16 protein-coding genes are annotated in these 15,475 nt (G+C 65.5%); 1 reads left to right on the top strand and 15 read right to left on the bottom strand.

Annotated features, from left to right (window positions below):
• Nucleotides 1–43: 43 nt before the first annotated feature.
• The 3 genes from LPJ38_RS03580 to rimP are packed head-to-tail and all read right to left on the bottom strand — an operon-like array spanning nucleotide 44 to nucleotide 3,116.
• Nucleotides 44–727: an RNA-binding protein gene (locus tag LPJ38_RS03580; protein WP_145630514.1), complete on the bottom strand. Its 684-nt coding sequence runs from the start codon at nucleotides 725–727 to the stop codon at nucleotides 44–46.
• Nucleotides 728–750: 23 nt separating this feature from the next.
• Nucleotides 751–2,358, bottom strand: coding sequence for a transcription termination factor NusA (gene nusA, locus LPJ38_RS03575; protein ID WP_145630515.1), 1,608 nt, complete (start codon nucleotides 2,356–2,358; stop codon nucleotides 751–753).
• Between the two features lie 2 nt (nucleotides 2,359–2,360).
• Nucleotides 2,361–3,116 (bottom strand): ribosome maturation factor RimP, encoded by a 756-nt coding sequence (rimP, locus tag LPJ38_RS03570; RefSeq protein ID WP_145630516.1) that lies wholly within the window; start codon nucleotides 3,114–3,116, stop codon nucleotides 2,361–2,363.
• Nucleotides 3,117–3,487: 371 nt separating this feature from the next.
• On the opposite strand from rimP, the gene LPJ38_RS03565 reads away from it, so the two are divergent.
• Nucleotides 3,488–4,570 carry a DUF2336 domain-containing protein gene (locus LPJ38_RS03565; protein WP_145630517.1) on the top strand — a complete coding sequence of 361 codons (1,083 nt, stop codon included), beginning with the start codon at nucleotides 3,488–3,490 and terminating at the stop codon, nucleotides 4,568–4,570.
• Here the strand turns inward: LPJ38_RS03565 and trmB are convergent.
• The 12 genes from trmB to tsaB all read right to left on the bottom strand — a co-directional run bounded on the left by trmB (nucleotide 4,567) and on the right by tsaB (nucleotide 15,442).
• A complete protein-coding gene (gene trmB / locus LPJ38_RS03560) occupies nucleotides 4,567–5,277 on the bottom strand; it encodes a tRNA (guanosine(46)-N7)-methyltransferase TrmB (protein WP_145630518.1) in 711 nt (236 codons plus the stop codon). The genes LPJ38_RS03565 and trmB overlap by 4 nt on opposite strands.
• Nucleotides 5,274–6,431 carry a M20 family metallopeptidase gene (locus LPJ38_RS03555; RefSeq protein ID WP_145630519.1) on the bottom strand — a complete coding sequence of 386 codons (1,158 nt, stop codon included), beginning with the start codon at nucleotides 6,429–6,431 and terminating at the stop codon, nucleotides 5,274–5,276. Before LPJ38_RS03555 ends, trmB begins: the two co-directional genes overlap by 4 nt.
• A gap of 84 nt (nucleotides 6,432–6,515) precedes the next feature.
• Nucleotides 6,516–6,929: a helix-turn-helix domain-containing protein gene (locus LPJ38_RS03550; protein ID WP_008540161.1), complete on the bottom strand. Its 414-nt coding sequence runs from the start codon at nucleotides 6,927–6,929 to the stop codon at nucleotides 6,516–6,518.
• 216 nt (nucleotides 6,930–7,145) lie between these two features.
• Entirely contained in the window at nucleotides 7,146–8,759 is a 1,614-nt protein-coding gene (gene lnt / locus LPJ38_RS03545) for an apolipoprotein N-acyltransferase (RefSeq protein WP_145630520.1), read from the bottom strand.
• Nucleotides 8,756–9,874, bottom strand: a complete 1,119-nt coding sequence (locus tag LPJ38_RS03540; protein ID WP_167520353.1) for a hemolysin family protein — start codon at nucleotides 9,872–9,874, stop codon at nucleotides 8,756–8,758. The genes lnt and LPJ38_RS03540 overlap by 4 nt, the downstream gene beginning before the upstream one ends.
• Before the next feature lies 1 nt (nucleotide 9,875).
• The gene (gene ybeY, locus LPJ38_RS03535) at nucleotides 9,876–10,385 is read right to left on the bottom strand and encodes an rRNA maturation RNase YbeY (protein ID WP_145630522.1); all 510 of its coding nucleotides are present in this window, start codon (nucleotides 10,383–10,385) and stop codon (nucleotides 9,876–9,878) included.
• Between the two features lie 56 nt (nucleotides 10,386–10,441).
• Entirely contained in the window at nucleotides 10,442–11,437 is a 996-nt protein-coding gene (locus LPJ38_RS03530) for a PhoH family protein (RefSeq protein ID WP_145630523.1), read from the bottom strand.
• 64 nt (nucleotides 11,438–11,501) lie between these two features.
• On the bottom strand, nucleotides 11,502–12,896 hold the full coding sequence (gene miaB / locus LPJ38_RS03525; RefSeq protein WP_145630524.1) for a tRNA (N6-isopentenyl adenosine(37)-C2)-methylthiotransferase MiaB: 1,395 nt from the start codon (nucleotides 12,894–12,896) through the stop codon (nucleotides 11,502–11,504).
• Nucleotides 12,897–13,087: 191 nt separating this feature from the next.
• Nucleotides 13,088–13,768, bottom strand: coding sequence for an HAD family hydrolase (locus LPJ38_RS03520; protein ID WP_145630525.1), 681 nt, complete (start codon nucleotides 13,766–13,768; stop codon nucleotides 13,088–13,090).
• A gap of 4 nt (nucleotides 13,769–13,772) precedes the next feature.
• Complete coding sequence (locus LPJ38_RS03515) at nucleotides 13,773–14,228, bottom strand: Fur family transcriptional regulator (RefSeq protein ID WP_008540193.1); 456 nt, start codon at nucleotides 14,226–14,228, stop codon at nucleotides 13,773–13,775.
• Nucleotides 14,229–14,267: 39 nt separating this feature from the next.
• Nucleotides 14,268–14,753, bottom strand: coding sequence for a ribosomal protein S18-alanine N-acetyltransferase (rimI, locus tag LPJ38_RS03510; protein WP_145630526.1), 486 nt, complete (start codon nucleotides 14,751–14,753; stop codon nucleotides 14,268–14,270).
• Nucleotides 14,750–15,442, bottom strand: coding sequence for a tRNA (adenosine(37)-N6)-threonylcarbamoyltransferase complex dimerization subunit type 1 TsaB (tsaB, locus tag LPJ38_RS03505; RefSeq protein ID WP_145630527.1), 693 nt, complete (start codon nucleotides 15,440–15,442; stop codon nucleotides 14,750–14,752). Before tsaB ends, rimI begins: the two co-directional genes overlap by 4 nt.
• Nucleotides 15,443–15,475: the final 33 nt, after the last annotated feature.

Below are 15,475 nucleotides of genomic sequence, written 5' to 3'. Positions count from 1 at the left end.
GTTGTGCGGTTACCGCACCGTCCAATCGGGTCGTCGGTGTCTCTCAGAAATCCTGGCCGGGCTCTTCGGCAGTCTTGTCAGCGTCCGCCATCCGGTATCGGACCAGCATCTGGCTACGTGACAGGAATGACTTGCTCGCCGGGCCCGCGAGCAGGGCAGCATGTATCACATTTGACCGGGTCAGTGCCAAATCCAATTCTATCGATTTCAGTGCGGTGACGACGGGAATCTGCGGCTTGGCGCCGCGATTCCCGGCATTTTGCCGCGCCAGCATGTCCAATTTGCGGATTCCGTCCGCGGCCCCGTCGCTGGCGTGGATCAGGACCTCGACCGTGCCTTCCCGAAGGGCGCTTTCGACCTTGCCGAAGCCGGCCACGACCTGGCCCGCCTTGGCGGCGATCCCAAGGGCTTCCGTCACGCTCCGAACCAGGAGCGCCTCGATGTCGGCAGGAAGCGTCTGGGGGGTGCGCAGCTCGCGCTTGAAGGCTTTGCTAAATTGGTGACGCCGGACGGCTTCCGCAACCACCTGCCGGGAGGCGGTGACCCACATGCCGCGTCCGGGCAGCTTGCGCTTGAGATCGGGAACTATGTCGCCTTGCGGCGAGACGACGAAGCGGATCAGCTCGTCGATCGGCCGGACCTCCCGGCTGACCGCGCACATCCGCATGGTCGCGGACCTTTCGGTCCGCGGTCCATGGTCGAGTTCGTGGTCAGTATCTGCAAGCATGCGGGCGACATCCTCCGTTGCCCTTAAGCCGGCTGATCTTCGGTCGCTTCGGCCTCTTCCGGCTTGGCGAGATCGGCTTCGGTGATCCAGCCGGCCTTGACGCGGGCTTGCATGATCATCGCTTCGGCATCGTCACGGGTGATCTCGATGCCGTCGAGCGCACCGGCGTGCTTGGTCGGCTCGCTGCCTTCCTTGCGCTCGGTCCAGCCGACCAGATCGTCGGTGGCGCAGCCGGCGAGGTCGTCGACGGATTTGATGTCGTTCTCGCCGAACTTCACCAGCATCTTCGAGGTCACGCCGGGCACGTCCTTCAGGGCGTCCTCGACGCCGAGTTCCCTGCGCCTGGCCTCGAGCTCGGCTTCCTGCTGCTCCAGATATTCGCGGGCGCGGTTCTGCAGCTCCTGCGCGGTCTCCTCGTCGAAACCCTCGATGCTGGCGAGTTCCTTGACGTCAACCATCGCGAGCTCCTCGACCGAGGTGAAGCCTTCGGACGCCAGGAGCTGGCCGACCACCTCGTCGACGTTGAGCGATTCCATGAAGACGCGCGTGGAGTTCTCGAAGTCCGCCTGGCGGCGCTCCGATTCCTCCTGCTCGGTCAGGATGTCGATGTCCCAGCCGGTGAGCTGCGAGGCCAGTCGCACGTTCTGGCCGCGGCGGCCGATCGCCAGCGAAAGCTGGTTGTTGGTGTCGGGCACGACGACCTCGATGCGCTCGCGGTCCTCGTCGATGACGACCTTGGAGACTTCCGCCGGCGCCAGCGCGTTGACCACGAAGGTCGCGATGTCGGGCGACCACGGAATGATGTCGATCTTCTCGCCCTGCAATTCGTTCACCACGGCCTGCACGCGCGAGCCGCGCATGCCGACGCAGGCGCCGACCGGATCGACCGAGGAATCGCGGGAAATCACGCCGATTTTCGCGCGCGAGCCCGGATCGCGGGCCACCGCCTTGATCTCGACGATGCCGTCATAGATCTCCGGCACCTCCTGCGCGAACAGCTTCGCCATGAACTGCGGATGGGTGCGGGAGAGGAAGATCTGCGGACCGCGGGTTTCGCGGCGGACATCGAAGATGTAGGCGCGCACACGGTCGCCGTTGCGGAAGACTTCGCGCGGCAGCATCTCGTCGCGGCGGATGATGGCCTCGCCGCGGCCGAGATCGACGATCACGCTGCCATATTCGACGCGCTTGACGACGCCGTTGACGATGTCGCCGATGCGGTCCTTGAATTCCTGATATTGCCGGTCGCGCTCGGCCTCGCGCACCTTCTGCACGATCACCTGCTTGGCCGACTGCGCGGCGATGCGGCCATATTCCAGCGGCGGCAGCGTGTCGGCGATGGTGTCGCCGACCTGGGCGCCGGGATTGGCGCGCTGCGCATCCACCAGCGAGATCTGGTTGGAATGGTTTTCCACCTTCTCGACCACCAGCATGTGGCGCGACAGCCGCAGCTCACCCTTCTTCGGGTCGATCTCGGCGTGAACGTCAGTCTCACTGCCGTAGCGGGCCCGCGCCGCCTTGGCGATGGCGTCCTCCATCGCGGCGATGACGATGCCGCGGTCGATGGATTTCTCGCGCGCAACGGCGTCCGCGATCTGGAGCAATTCAAGTCGATTGGCGCTGACTGCCATGGCTAGTCTCCTTGGTCAGGATCGATCTCGCCGCGCCGCGCGCGTTCGGCGGCAAGGCGATGTTTCTTCGTATTGGTCGGAGCCGGCTTCTTCTTCGGCTTGGTGTTCTTGGTCGTTTTCTCGCTGATCTTGGCGTGCGGAGCCTGCGGCGGCTCCAGGCCCAGATTGCGGCGCATCTCGCGCGCCTCGGCCTTGCCGCGACGCATCGATTCCGCGATCAGCTCGTCGGTCAGCACCAGGCGTGCTTCGCCGATATCCTCCATGGTCAGGAGAACGTCGGGATCGTCGCCCGCCTTGACGTCGTCGCGATGCAGATGGACGCGATTGCCTTCGACGGCACCGATCATGCCGCGGAACCGCTTCCGCCCCTCATGGGCGACCGCCATCTCGACCTTCACCAGATGTCCGGCATAGCGCTCGAAATCGGAGCGGCGCACCAGCGGACGGTCGATCCCCGGCGAGGAGATCTCCAGTCGGTAGGCGCGATCGATGGGATCGGCGACGTCGAGCACGGGCGACAACGCCCGCGAGATCGCCTCGCAATCCTCGATCTGCATGGAGCCGTCCGGCCGCTCGGCCATGATCTGCACGGTGCAGCCGGCCTCGCCGGAAATACGGATCCGCACCAGGCGATAGCCCATGCCCTGAAGCACGGGCGCCGCGACCGCGGACACCCGTGCCGCGACGCCCGGCTCGACCACGAGCCGCGGCTCGGCCAGCAATTCGGCATCCGTGGAACCAGAGGTCGGTTCGGTCATGGCAGGGGTCAAGGCGCTCGTTGGGTTCAACGCTTGGGTTAAGGCTTGGTTAATCTCAAAGCCCGCTTCGGAACTCTCCCGACACGCGTCGGGCCGCATCTTCCGCCAAGCCGCGTTCAGGTAATAAAAAAGAGCGGGTCCTTTCGGGCCCACTCTCACTACGCGGATCGTATGAGAAGATGAATTGGCGCTGATATAGCCCTTTCCACACTCCCGGACAAGGCCCATTGCAGGGCCAAGCCGGCTTTTTGCGCCCTTCGGACGGCCCGCCGCGCAACGCTTCCTTCATCAAGCAGGCCTAGATTCCCTGATTGTGGGCCGGCTTGAGCTACGGCGCGCCCACGGCGTGCCAGATCCCGAGTTGCGTTTTCATGACCGTTGCCACGTCGCTCATTCCTGGACTGGACGATATCGTCAAGCGCGGCGATCCGAGACGTCGTGGCGAGATCGCCCGCGCCATCTCCCAGCTGTTCTTCCAGGACGCCGAGAACCTCCGCCCCGAGCTGATCGATCTCTTCGACAATCTCCTGATCGATCTCGTTCCGCATGCCGAGCTCGATTCGCGCGTCGATCTCGCCGAGCGCTTCTCGCGCCTGAACAACGCGCCGCCGCATCTGGTGAACCAGCTCGCGCGCGAGAACGAAATCTCGGTGGCGGGCCCCGTGCTGCGCCGCTCGCCCGTACTCGACGAGGCGGCCCTGGTCGAGATCGCGCGGCTGAAGGGCCAGGGTCATCTGCTGGCGATGACGGAGCGGCCGACGCTGCCTGTCGTCGTCACCGACGTGCTGGTCGAGCGCGGCGATCGCGACGTGGTGCGCCGTGCCGCCGGCAATGCCGGTGCGATGTTCTCGCCGGGCAGCTATTCCGAGCTGATCAAGCGCGCCGCGCAGGACGGCGTACTGACGCTCAAGATCGGCCAGCGCAACGATCTCTCGGGCGAGCACCTGAAGGAGCTTCTCAACGGTACGCTCGACGTCATCCGCCGCCGCCTCTCCAGCGTGGTCAATCCCGCGCGCCAGATCGAGATCAAGCGCGCCATGGCCGCCATCGAGGAGGCTTCGCTGCCGCCGGGGCCGCGCCGCGATTTCTCGGGGGCACAGCGCACGGTGCTGGGATTGCATCGCGAAGGTCATCTCGGCGAGAGCGCGCTGCTCGGTTTCGCCAAGGCACACAAATACGAGGAATCGATCGCTTCGCTCTCGGCGATGGCCGGCGTCCGTCTTTCGATTCTCGATCGTCTCATTTCGGGCGATCGCTATGATCCGCTTCTGATCCTCGGCCGCGTTCTGAATCTCGGCTGGCCGACGGTGCGCGCCCTCATCCTGCTCTGGTACGGCCCACACCGCACGCCCGCCGATGCGGACATCGAGGCCGCGCGTGTCAACTACACGCGCCTGATGCCGGCGACCGCCGAGCGCATCGTGAATTTCTGGCGCAATCGGCAGACGATTTAGAGCCGCCTGAATCGCAGGTAAGCCGCCTTGCGTCCCTCGCGCGCGGCCTTCCGGCCGTAGCGCGTCATGGTGTAGCCGTCCCAGGGCTGCCTGAAATCGTCGGCGCGCTCCGCGAGCCATTTGAAGTCCGAAGACCGCGCCAGATGCGACAGCGTCCAGGCGCAGTAATCGTCGATGTCGCAGACGAAGCGGAATTCGCCGCCGGGCTTGAGCACGCGCGCCATTGCGGCAATGGTCCTGTCCTGCACGAAGCGCCGCTTCCAATGTCGCCGCTTCGGCCAGGGATCGGGATGGATCAGGTCGATCCGCGACAGCGAGGCCTTCGGCAGCCAGGCCAGCAGCTCGGCGGCATCGCCGGCGAACAGGCGGATGTTGCCGATATTGGCCGCCTCGATCTGCGCAAGGATCTTAGCCATGCCGTTGACATAGGGCTCGCAGCCGATGAAGCCGGTCGTGGAGAAAGATTGTGCCTCGGCCGCGAGATGCTCGCCGCCACCGAAGCCGATCTCAAGCCGCACGTCCTCAGCCGCGGGATCGAAGATCTCGCGGGCATCCGCCGGTGCTTCGCCCTCGGTGTCGAGGGCAAGATGCGGCAGCAGCTGCTCGATCAATCCGGCCTGGTGTTGCCTGAGCTTGTGGCCCTTGCGGCGCCCGAAGAAGGCGCGCTCGGTGTCATCGCGCTCGGGATCTGACTTGCGCTCGCTCATCGCAGCGTCTGATACAGGCGATGGAGCAGCCGCGCACGCGGCGCGAGCGACGAGACGTAGAGCTGCTCATAATGGGTGTGTGCGCCCTTGCCGTCGACGCCGAGCCCATCGAGCGTCGCGGTATGCGCGGCGGTGAAATTGCCGTCCGAGCCGCCGCCGGTGTGGGTGTCGATCAGTTCGAAGCCAAGATCGGCCGCAAGGGCCTTCGCATGCTCGTAGAGCGAAGCGCCTGCATTGCTCTTCTCGTAAGGCGGCCGATTGAGCCCGCCAGTGACCTCGACGGTGACGCCGTCGGTCTTCGATGTGAGCGCGAGGATCTTGCCGACGAACTCGTCCGCGTCCTCGAGACTCACGACGCGCAGATCGACTTCGGCATAAGCCTCCTCCGGCGTGACGTTGGGACGCGTGCCGCCGCGCGCCACGCCGACATTGACGGTGACGCCTCGCTCGAGGTCGTTCATTCCTTCCAGCGCCAGGATCACGTTCGCGAGCTCGCGAACGGCGCTGCGTCCGTCTTCCGGCCGGGAGCCGGCATGCGCAGGCACGCCCTTGATGAAGACCTTGAAGCGTCCGACGCCCTTGCGTGCCGTGACGATCCTGCCGCCGTCGCGCGCCGGCTCCGTCACCAGCACGTATTTGGCCTTGCGCCCTTCCTGCTCGATCAGCGCGCGCGAGGTCGGGCTACCGATCTCCTCGTCGGAGGTGAACATGTGGGTGATGCCGAGTGGCGAGCGGTCGCCGCTCGCGCAGAGCGCGTGAAAGGCGTGATGGGCGACATAGGCGCCGCCCTTCATGTCATAGATGCCCGGGCCGAATGCGCTGTCGCCCTCGACCTTGAACGGCAGGCGCTCGATGAAGCCGAGGGGATGAACGGTGTCGAGGTGGCTCAGCACCAGGATGCCCGGCCGGTCCTGGCCCCAGCTCGAACGCGCCACAAGATGATCGCCGCAGCCATCGACGCCGGCGATGCGCTCGAGCGTGACGGGCAGATCGCGGTATTGCTCCGCGATCAGCGAGACCAGTTTGTTGACCTGTTCGGGCGCTTCCGTCGGCGTCTCGATCTCCACCCAGCGGCGGATGCCATCGAGAATGGTTTGGGTATCGAACCAATTGGAGCTGGCCATCAACGCATCTATGCCTCTGAATCGCATCATCGGAGAGGACGCGCACCGAGGCGCGCCGCAAATGACGACATAGGCCAGATTTGACGCAGTCTCAAATCGCCATTGAGGATGGCGTCAGCGCTTGTCGGGGCCTTCGCGGGCGGCGATCTGCTCGACGAGGTCGACGATGGAGCGGCGCATCTTGGAATCGGCTATTCGGGTGAACGCCTTGGTCAAGGCGAGTCCCTCCGATGTCGCGAGGAAATCCGAGACGTAAGAGGGCGAGGCGCCTTCGCTGAAGCCGTCCGGACCCGGTACGCCGCTCGGGCCGCCTTCGAACAAGAACGACACAGGCACCTGGAGAATTTCGGCGATCTGCTGGATGCGGCTCGCGCCGACCCGGTTGGTGCCCTTCTCGTACTTCTGAATCTGCTGGAAAGTCAGGCCCAAAGCTTCACCGAGCTTTTCCTGGCTCATGCCCAACATGATGCGGCGCATACGCACGCGACTGCCGACATATTTGTCAACAGGGTTGGGCGCTTTCGACATTTCCCCAGTCCTCCAAACATCACCTCCGGCGCAATCAACACGCGTGCCTCGGGTGCCAGCACCAACAAATCAAACCCTCTTATTGGGAAACATTGCGGAGAAATTTAGCAATGCCCACTGTCTTTCGCAGCCGGCGCAGAATGGGGAGCCCGCGTGCAGTCTGTCAACCGTGGGACTACGGTTGTCAAAGGTTTCCGGCTACTGCCGTGCGAGCGATCAGGGGTGTCGTTTGGCGACGCGGCGGCGGACTGCCACAATCACGGCGAGCGCGACGAGCATGATTGCTGGTACATCACCGACGCGCGCATAGATCGTCGGCGAGATCGCAGCGGGAAGACTTGCATCCAAAATGCCTTCGATTCCAAGGCCGAGACTGGCGATGGTGCGACCCATCGGATCGATCACTGCGGAGATGCCGGTATTGGCGGAGCGAACCAGCGGCAAGCCGAGCTCGATCGCACGCATCCGCGATTGCTCGAGATGCTGATAGGGACCGGTCGAGATGCCGAACCAGCCGTCATTGGTGAGGTTTACGATCCAGCCTGGACGTTCGTTGCGGCCTGCTACCTCGCCGGGAAAGATGGCTTCGTAACAGATCAGCGGCAGCGCCGGCGGTGCGCCGGCGACCGGTAGCGCATGCCGTACGGTGCCGGCAATGAAGCCCCCGCGCATGCGCGTCAATTGTTCGAAGCCGAGCTTCTCCATCAGCCCCTGGTAGGGAAGAAATTCTCCGAAAGGCACCAAATGCAACTTGTCGTACACAGCGACGACGCTGCCGTCGTGATCGATGACGTAAATCGAGTTATAGGCGCGCGTGATCGGCGTGCCCCGCGGCAGGTCGGGCGCGCGGACCGAGCCGGTGATCAGCACCGTGCCGTTCGGCAGGAGGTCGGCGATTTGCGCCATCGCGTCGGCTTCGCGCGTGAGGAAGAACGGAAAGGCGGATTCCGGCCAGATCAGGATGGTGGCATCGCGCACGCCGGTCGATTGTGGACCCGAGGCGCGATCGGACAGCGCCAGGTATTTCTTCATCACCTCCGCCTTGGCGGCGTAGTTGAATTTCACGTCCTGCTGGAGGTTCGGCTGCATCAGGCGCAGCTTGGCGCCTGCTACCATCGTGGTCGGATGCAGCGACAGGCGGATGGCGCCGAAAACGCCCATGACGATCAGCAGTGCAATCGCGGCGGCCGGCGCGCGCCATTGCAGGCGGCCATCGGGCGCGTGATCGATCAGCGTCGCAGGGCTGGCGAAGATCGCGACCGTCAGGAACGTCATGCCCCACAGGCCGATCAGCGATGCCGTCTGCGCCAGCGGCAGCGGCTCGGACAGCGCATAGCCGAACGCGTTCCAGGGAAAGCCCGTCAACGCGTGGCCGCGCAGCCACTCACTGATGGTGAGGCTTGCCGCGAGCGCCAGCACGCGCGTGGCGTTCTTGGTCCAGAGCAGCCGCGCGAGCGCGAAGCCGATGGCGGTGAAGATCGAAAGATAGGCCGGCAGGCCCAGCACGGCGAACGGCGTCAGCCAGGCGAACACGTCGGCATCGACGAAGAAGGCATAACCGATCCAATACAGGCCGGGCACGAAATAGCCGAGCCCGAACCAGTAGCCGGTCAGCGCCGCGGCAGGAACGCCGCCATAGCGGCCGGCGCCGGTGCCGTCGATCAGCCAGACCAGCACAGGGAAGGTGACAAACAGCACCGGGAAGAGGTTGAACGGTGCCAGCGCCAGCACCGACAGCGCTCCGGCCGCCATGGCGATGACGGCGCGCTTCCAGCCCCAGGTGAGGATGATGGCAAGCGCAATCTGCCGAAGCCGCTGGAGTGCGCTCACTGCGGACCGGCCCCGTCGCTCGGCGGCGGGGTGGGCGTGTCGCTGGCGGTCGATTGTCCGCTCTCCGGCGCAGCTTCGCGGCGCCGGCTCTCGCGCTGGGTGCGTGGCGCGGGACGCTCCTTCCGCGTCGAGATACGCAGCCGCTTGACGCGGCGCGGATCGGCATCGAGCACCTCGACCTCGTAAGTGCCGGGGCCCGAGATCACCTCGCCGCGCACCGGCAGGCGTCCGACGAAGCTGACGAGATAGCCGCCCAGCGTCTCCACCTCCTCGCCGGCCTCGCCGGTGACGAAATCCTCGCCGATCACCGAACGGACGTCGTCGAGGCTGGCGCGGGCGTCAGCGATGAAGGCGTTGTCGGGCAGGCGCACGATCGAGGGCGGCTCGTCGCTGTCGTGCTCGTCGTCGATCTCGCCGACGATCTGCTCGACGATGTCCTCGAGCGAGACCAGCCCGTCGCTGCCGCCATACTCGTCGACCACCAGCGCAAGGTGGATGCGCGTCGCCTGCATCTGCGCGAGCAAATCGATCGCCCGCATCGACGGCGGCACGTAGAGCAGCTTGCGGATGATGCGCGCTTCGTCGAGCGGCAGGGCAAGGTCCACGGCCTTCAGATCGAGGCCGGCCGGCAGCGGCTTCTTGCGCTTGGCCTTGGTCGCTTCCGTCACGCGCGCCCGCACGGTCATGAAGGCGAGCAGGTCGCGGATGTGGACGATGCCGACGGGATCGTCGAGCGTCTCGTTGTAGACGACCAGCCGCGAATGGCCGGCGCTCTCGAAGCGGTCCATCAATTCGCCCAGAGGGATGTCGCGCTTCACCGCGACGATGTCGGCGCGATGCACCATGACGTCGGCGATGCGGCGCTCGTGCAGGCCGAGGATGTTGCGCAGCATGGTGCGCTCGACCGCGGAAAAGCCGGTGTCATCAGGCGTCGACGCGTCGAGCACGACCTGGAGATCGTCGCGCACCGATCCCGCCTTCCAGCCGAACAGCGTCCGGATGGCGCGCAGTAACCAGCCTTCCGCGGTCGGGCGCATCACCTCGCCTTGCGTCACGACGGCGGGCAGATTGCGCGTCTCGCGAGGGTTGTCCTGGACTGGATCGGAATCAGGCATCTCAGTTCGTCCCCGGGCGGTCTGCATAGGGATCGGGGATGCCGAGATGCGCCAGGATCTGCGTCTCCAGCGCTTCCATCTCCTCCGCCTCGGCGTCGTTCTCGTGGTCGTAACCGATCAGATGCAGGAAGCCGTGCACGGCGAGATGGCTCAGATGATGCTCGAACGGCTTGTGCTCCTCGTCGGCCTCGCGCCGCATGGTCTCGTAGGCAATGGCGATGTCGCCGAGCATGCGCGGCGCATCGCCTGGCTTCCACTCGCCCTCCGGCTGCAGCGCGGGGAACGACAGCACGTTGGTCGGCTTGTCGATACCGCGCCAGTTGCCGTTGAGGGTGCGGATGCCGGCGTCATCGGTCAGCATCACGGCCACTTCGGCCTCGCCAACGTCTTCATCGACGCTCTCGGCGGCGGCCGCAACGGCGCGCTGGATCACGGCTTCGGAATCGGGCTCGTGCTGCCAGCAATCGGCGACGACGAGGACCTCTGTGATGGGCAGGTTGGGGTGGGACATTGTTTTGTCTGGGACGAAAGGCGCTGTTCGCGCCCTTGAGGTCCGATGTTGCCTCGTCAGGATTGACCGGAGGCCGGCCGCTGCGGCGACCCTTCGTAAGCGGCGACGATCCGCGCCACGAGTTCGTGGCGGATCACGTCCTCGGCCTTGAAATGAACTTGTGCGATGCCTTCGACGCCGCTCAGCAACCGGGTTGCTTCCGCCAGACCCGAGGTCTGGCCGTTCGGCAGGTCGATCTGCGAGGGATCGCCAGTCACGATCATGCGGCTGTTCTCGCCGAGGCGCGTCAGGAACATCTTCATCTGCATCGAGGTGGTGTTCTGCGCCTCGTCCAGGATGATGGCGGCATTGGTCAGCGTGCGGCCGCGCATGAAGGCCAGCGGCGCGATCTCGATCTCGCCGGTCTGGAGCGCGCGCTCGACGATGCGCGCGTCCATGAGGTCGTAGAGCGCATCGTAGATCGGACGCAGGTAAGGATCGACCTTCTCGCGGAGATCGCCGGGCAGGAATCCGAGCCGCTCGCCGGCTTCCACCGCCGGACGCGACAGGATGATCTTGTCGACCTCCTTGCGCTCGAACAGCTGCGCGGCATGTGCGACCGCGAGCCAGGTCTTGCCGGTGCCGGCGGGGCCGATGCCGAACACAAGCTCGTGGCGCTTCAGCGCGCGGATGTAGGAATCCTGCGCGGCGGTGCGCGCGCGCACCGGGCGCTTGCGCAGGTTGATGCTGTCGAAGTTGGACTTGGCCGATTTGGCATCGAACTCGAACAGCGAGCCCTGGGCGATGACGGCGCGGATCGCGCCCTCGACCTCGCCCTGGTCTAGATCCTGTCCCTTCGCGGCCTGCGCGTACAGCATCTCCAGCACGCGGCGCGCGGCGTCGCAGCCGTCGCGCGTGCCGCCGATGGTGATGTGGTTGCCCTTGGAGTCCACGACCACGCCGAGCCGCCGCTCGATCTGCGCAAGATGCTGGCCGTACGGGCCGACCAGCGCGGATGCGGCACGGTTGTCGTCGAAGTCGATGACGACCTGGGTCTCGGGCGGAACTTGCATGTCGCGGTCAAATTTGCGGCTGGGAGCGAACGAAGGCGAATCCGATGCGCTTTTTGGCAAGGGTTCAGGCTCCACTGGCTTGCGATAAAGCGGGCTCGCGCGCATTGCGCGGCGACACGAGCTCGCCGAGAAAGCTGTAGCGCTCGAGGCTGTCGATCCTGACAGGCAGGATCTGGCCGATGATGTCCGGCGAGGCCATCACATGGGCGGGCTGGAGGTAGGCGGTGCGGCCGACGATCTGGCCCTCCTTGCGGGCCGGACGCTCGAACAGCACATCGACCGTCGAGCCAATCGCAGCCTTGTTGAAGGCCGATTGCTGGCTGTCGATCAGTTCCTGGAGCCGCTCCAATCGCTGGTCCATCTCGGCGGGGGACACCGTCTCCTGCATATCCGCGGCCGGCGTTCCCGGCCGGGCCGAATATTTGAACGAATAAGCCGCAGCGTAGCCGATTTGCTTGACAAGCGCGAGGGTCGCGAGAAAATCTTGCTCGCTCTCGCCGGGAAAGCCGACGATGAAATCTGATGAAAAAGCAATGTCTTGGCGTGCGGCTCGGAAACGGTCGACGACGCGGCGGTAGTCATCGGCGGTATGCTTGCGGTTCATGGCGGCCAGAATCCGGTCTGCGCCGGACTGCACCGGCAGGTGCACGAACGGCATCAGGGCATCGAGATCGCGATGGGCCGCGATCAGGCTGTCATCGACGTCGCGGGGATGGCTGGTTGAATAGCGCAGCCGGGCGATGCCCGGGATCTTTGCCAAATGTTCGAGCAACTTGCCGAGCGGCCAGCTTGTCCCATCCGGGCCCTCGCCGTGATAGGCGTTGACGTTCTGACCGATCAGCGTGAGCTCGCGCACGCCGTTATCGGCGAGCCGCTTCACATCGTCGACGATCTTGGCGACCGGACGCGACACTTCGGCGCCCCGTGTATAGGGGACCACGCAGAAAGTGCAGAACTTGTCGCAGCCTTCCTGCACCGTGACGAAGGCGGAAATGCCGCGTGCGCGGATCGCGTCGGGCTTGGGCTGCGCGAGGAAGCCGAACTTGTCCTGGGCCGGAAACTCGGTCTCGATCGCGCGGCCTTCATCGCCCGCGCGCTTCAAGAGCTCCGGCAGATGATGATAGCTCTGCGGTCCAACCACGACGTCGACTACAGGCGCACGCCGTACGATCTCCTCGCCCTCGGCCTGCGCCACGCAGCCGGCAACCGCGATCTGCATCGCCCGGCCCGAACGCGCGGCCTCGTCCTTGGCAACGCGCAAGCGCCCGAGCTCGGAATAGACCTTTTCCGAGGCCTTCTCGCGGATATGACAGGTGTTGAGGATGACGAGGTCGGCGTCCTCGGCGCTATCAGTCTCCACGAATCCTTCCGGGGCCAGCGTGTCCACCATGCGCTGGGCATCGTAGACGTTCATCTGGCAGCCATATGATTTGATGTGCAGCTTGCGCGGCGGCGTCATGGAACCCGGAATGGAGGTGGAGGACGGCCCTCAGATATAGGCTGGAGGGACGAAAATCCAGCGAATGGAGCCTCTTGGCCGTCATTCCGGGGTGCGACGCAGTCGCGAACCCGGAATCCAGAGGTTTTAGCGCGAGATTGCGGGTCCACGCGCGTCGCACGTGTCCAGGAATGACGGTCTGAGGCACCAAATCAGCCCGCCAGGGCCTTGGCTCCCGCCTTCCGGACCAGATCCGGCAATTGTCGCATATCGTCGAATGTCAGGTTGGCGCCTGCGGCGCGCAGCCTCTCGGCGTGACCAGGCGGGCAGTGGCCGCCGCCATGAAAGCCCAAGACTGTCATCCCGGCGGCATGCGCGCCTGTGACCCCGGGGACGCTGTCCTCGATCACGAGGCACCGCTCCGGCGCGATGTTCATCTGCGCGGCGGCAAACAGAAACAGATCGGGCGCAGGCTTGCCGCGCGCGACCTGGCTCGCGGAAAAGATGTTCGGGGCGAGCAGGTCGTAGAGCCCGGCGCAAGTCAGCCCGTGATGGATCTTGTCCGGCGAGCCGCTGGACGCAACGCATTTGGGCAGATCGATAGCCGCGATCGCTGCCGCCACGTGGGTGATCGGCTGCAGATCGCTGGCGTAGAATTGCAGCGTCGCCGCATTGACCTGTTGCTCCAGATCGTCCGGGAGGCTGCGCCCGATTTCCTGCTCGACCATCCTCCGCGCGTCTTTCTCGGACACGCCGAGGAAGCGGACCAGCACCTGCTCCGACGTGATCGGATAGCCGTGCCGCGTCAGCACATCCGCATGCGCGCGACAGGAGATCACCTCGCTGTCCACGAGCACGCCGTCGCAATCGAAGATGATGAGATCTAAGGGCACTAAATCAAGACGTCGGCTTGTCGTCGTCGAGCGGGACGCAATAGAGCTCGAGCCGGTGATCCACCAGCTTGTAGCCGAGCTTGCGGGCGATCTCCGCCTGTAGCTTCTCGATCTCTTCGGAGGTGAACTCGATCACCTTGCCGTCGCGCAGGTTGATGAGGTGGTCGTGATGGCTGTCGCGCATCGTCTCATAGCGCGCGCGGCCCTCGCGAAAATCGTGGCGCTCGATGATGCCGGCATCCTCGAACAGCTTGACGGTGCGATACACCGTCGAGATCGAGATCTTGTCGTCGACGGCGACGCAGCGGCGGTACAGCTCCTCGACGTCGGGATGGTCGACCGCCTCCGCGAGCACGCGCGCGATGACGCGGCGCTGCTCGGTCATGCGCATGCCGGTGGCGGCACAGCGCGCCTCGATGCCGGAGGCCTTGGATGCGGCGGAAGCTTTAAGTCCAGTCATGTGTTGTCTGCCTGACGAGGGCGCTTTCTGCCACCGATGTTACGCCAAGTCACGCCGCATCAGAAGGGCGTTCAATTGTTCCCCGTTCGGCTGCTTATAGTAGCGTTCGCGGCGCCCGACCACCATGAATCCGGCCCGGTCGTACAGCCGGCGCGCCGGCTGGTTATTTTCCTCGACTTCGAGAAATATCGTGCGCACGCCGCGCCCGGCGAGATGGCCGAGATGGGTCATCAGCAGCGTGCGGGAGAGGCCGCGGCCGCGATGGTCCTGGTCGACCGCGATCGAGAGGATTTCCGCTTCGTCCGCGCCGATCCGCGACACCGCAAAGCCGATCGTCTTGCGGCCGAGACGTAAGCGATGCACCAGCGTGTTGCGCTCGCTGATCATGCCCTCGAACTCGCCTTCGCCCCAGCCGCGGGCGAAGGAGGCGCCGTGAAGCTGCGCCAGCCGCGCAGCGTCGCGCGCGGACGCGGGTTCGACGGCGGCGGTGCCGCCGCGCCACCATTGCGAAAGCCATCTCATCATGAGCTTGCGGCTTGTGCGAACGGCGGCAGCGCGGCAGGCTTGGCGTCGGGCGCCTTCAGGTAAAACGGCCGTGCCGGCGTGGTGTCGGGATTGGCGGCTGCGCCGAGCCACGCGACCCAGGCGATGTCGGGTGCGGCTTGCGCGTCGACGGCAACGGGCTGCGGCGCATCCTTCGGCCAGCGCTCGGCGAGGATGTTCGCGGCATTGCCGACCAGGTGCGGCGCGCCGAATTGCGAGGCCGCGATCGCCTCGGCGATGGGCGCGACGCGTGGCCGCACCAGCTGGCTGCCGTCGCCGGCGACGATCTGGAAATAGACGTGATCGTGCCGCGCGTCGATCGCCGAGATCACGGGCGCCGACCGGCTCTGGCCGACGATCGCGGCGGCGTAGGCCGACAAGGTGGTGAGGCCGACGGCAGGCTTGGCGGCGGCGAGCGCAAGGCCGCGCGCCGCCGAAATGCCGACGCGCAGGCCGGTGAAGCTCCCGGGACCGACGGTGACGGCGATGCGGTCGAGCGTGGTGAAGGCGAGATCGGCTGACTGCATCACCCGCGCGATCAGCGGCATCAGGGCTTCGGCATGCCCGCGCTTCATCGACAGCGATTCCTGCGCGCGCAGCTCGGCGGTTTCAGTGTCGAGCACGGCGGCCGCGCAGGCGTCGAGCGCAGTATCGATGGCAAGGATCAGCATGGAAAAGCGAATGGCGAGTGGCGAACGGCGAGC

This window comes from Bradyrhizobium daqingense, from assembly GCF_021044685.1.
Lineage (GTDB): Bacteria > Pseudomonadota > Alphaproteobacteria > Rhizobiales > Xanthobacteraceae > Bradyrhizobium > Bradyrhizobium daqingense.
The sequence above is the reverse complement of the archived record's forward strand: the minus strand, read 5'-3'. Positions and strand labels throughout refer to the sequence as shown.

Coding starts and splice junctions, on each gene's coding strand:
- miaB (WP_145630524.1), bottom strand. CDS start 12,896: ATGACGCCGCCGCGCAAGCTGCACATCAAATCATATGGCTGCCAGATG.
- rimP (WP_145630516.1), bottom strand. CDS start 3,116: ATGACCGAACCGACCTCTGGTTCCACGGATGCCGAATTGCTGGCCGAG.
- LPJ38_RS03540 (WP_167520353.1), bottom strand. CDS start 9,874: ATGCCTGATTCCGATCCAGTCCAGGACAACCCTCGCGAGACGCGCAAT.
- nusA (WP_145630515.1), bottom strand. CDS start 2,358: ATGGCAGTCAGCGCCAATCGACTTGAATTGCTCCAGATCGCGGACGCC.
- LPJ38_RS03565 (WP_145630517.1), top strand. CDS start 3,488: ATGACCGTTGCCACGTCGCTCATTCCTGGACTGGACGATATCGTCAAG.
- LPJ38_RS03515 (WP_008540193.1), bottom strand. CDS start 14,228: ATGACTGGACTTAAAGCTTCCGCCGCATCCAAGGCCTCCGGCATCGAG.
- trmB (WP_145630518.1), bottom strand. CDS start 5,277: ATGAGCGAGCGCAAGTCAGATCCCGAGCGCGATGACACCGAGCGCGCC.
- LPJ38_RS03580 (WP_145630514.1), bottom strand. CDS start 727: ATGCTTGCAGATACTGACCACGAACTCGACCATGGACCGCGGACCGAA.
- tsaB (WP_145630527.1), bottom strand. CDS start 15,442: ATGCTGATCCTTGCCATCGATACTGCGCTCGACGCCTGCGCGGCCGCC.
- LPJ38_RS03530 (WP_145630523.1), bottom strand. CDS start 11,437: ATGCAAGTTCCGCCCGAGACCCAGGTCGTCATCGACTTCGACGACAAC.
- ybeY (WP_145630522.1), bottom strand. CDS start 10,385: ATGTCCCACCCCAACCTGCCCATCACAGAGGTCCTCGTCGTCGCCGAT.
- rimI (WP_145630526.1), bottom strand. CDS start 14,753: ATGATGAGATGGCTTTCGCAATGGTGGCGCGGCGGCACCGCCGCCGTC.
- LPJ38_RS03555 (WP_145630519.1), bottom strand. CDS start 6,431: ATGATGCGATTCAGAGGCATAGATGCGTTGATGGCCAGCTCCAATTGG.
- LPJ38_RS03550 (WP_008540161.1), bottom strand. CDS start 6,929: ATGTCGAAAGCGCCCAACCCTGTTGACAAATATGTCGGCAGTCGCGTG.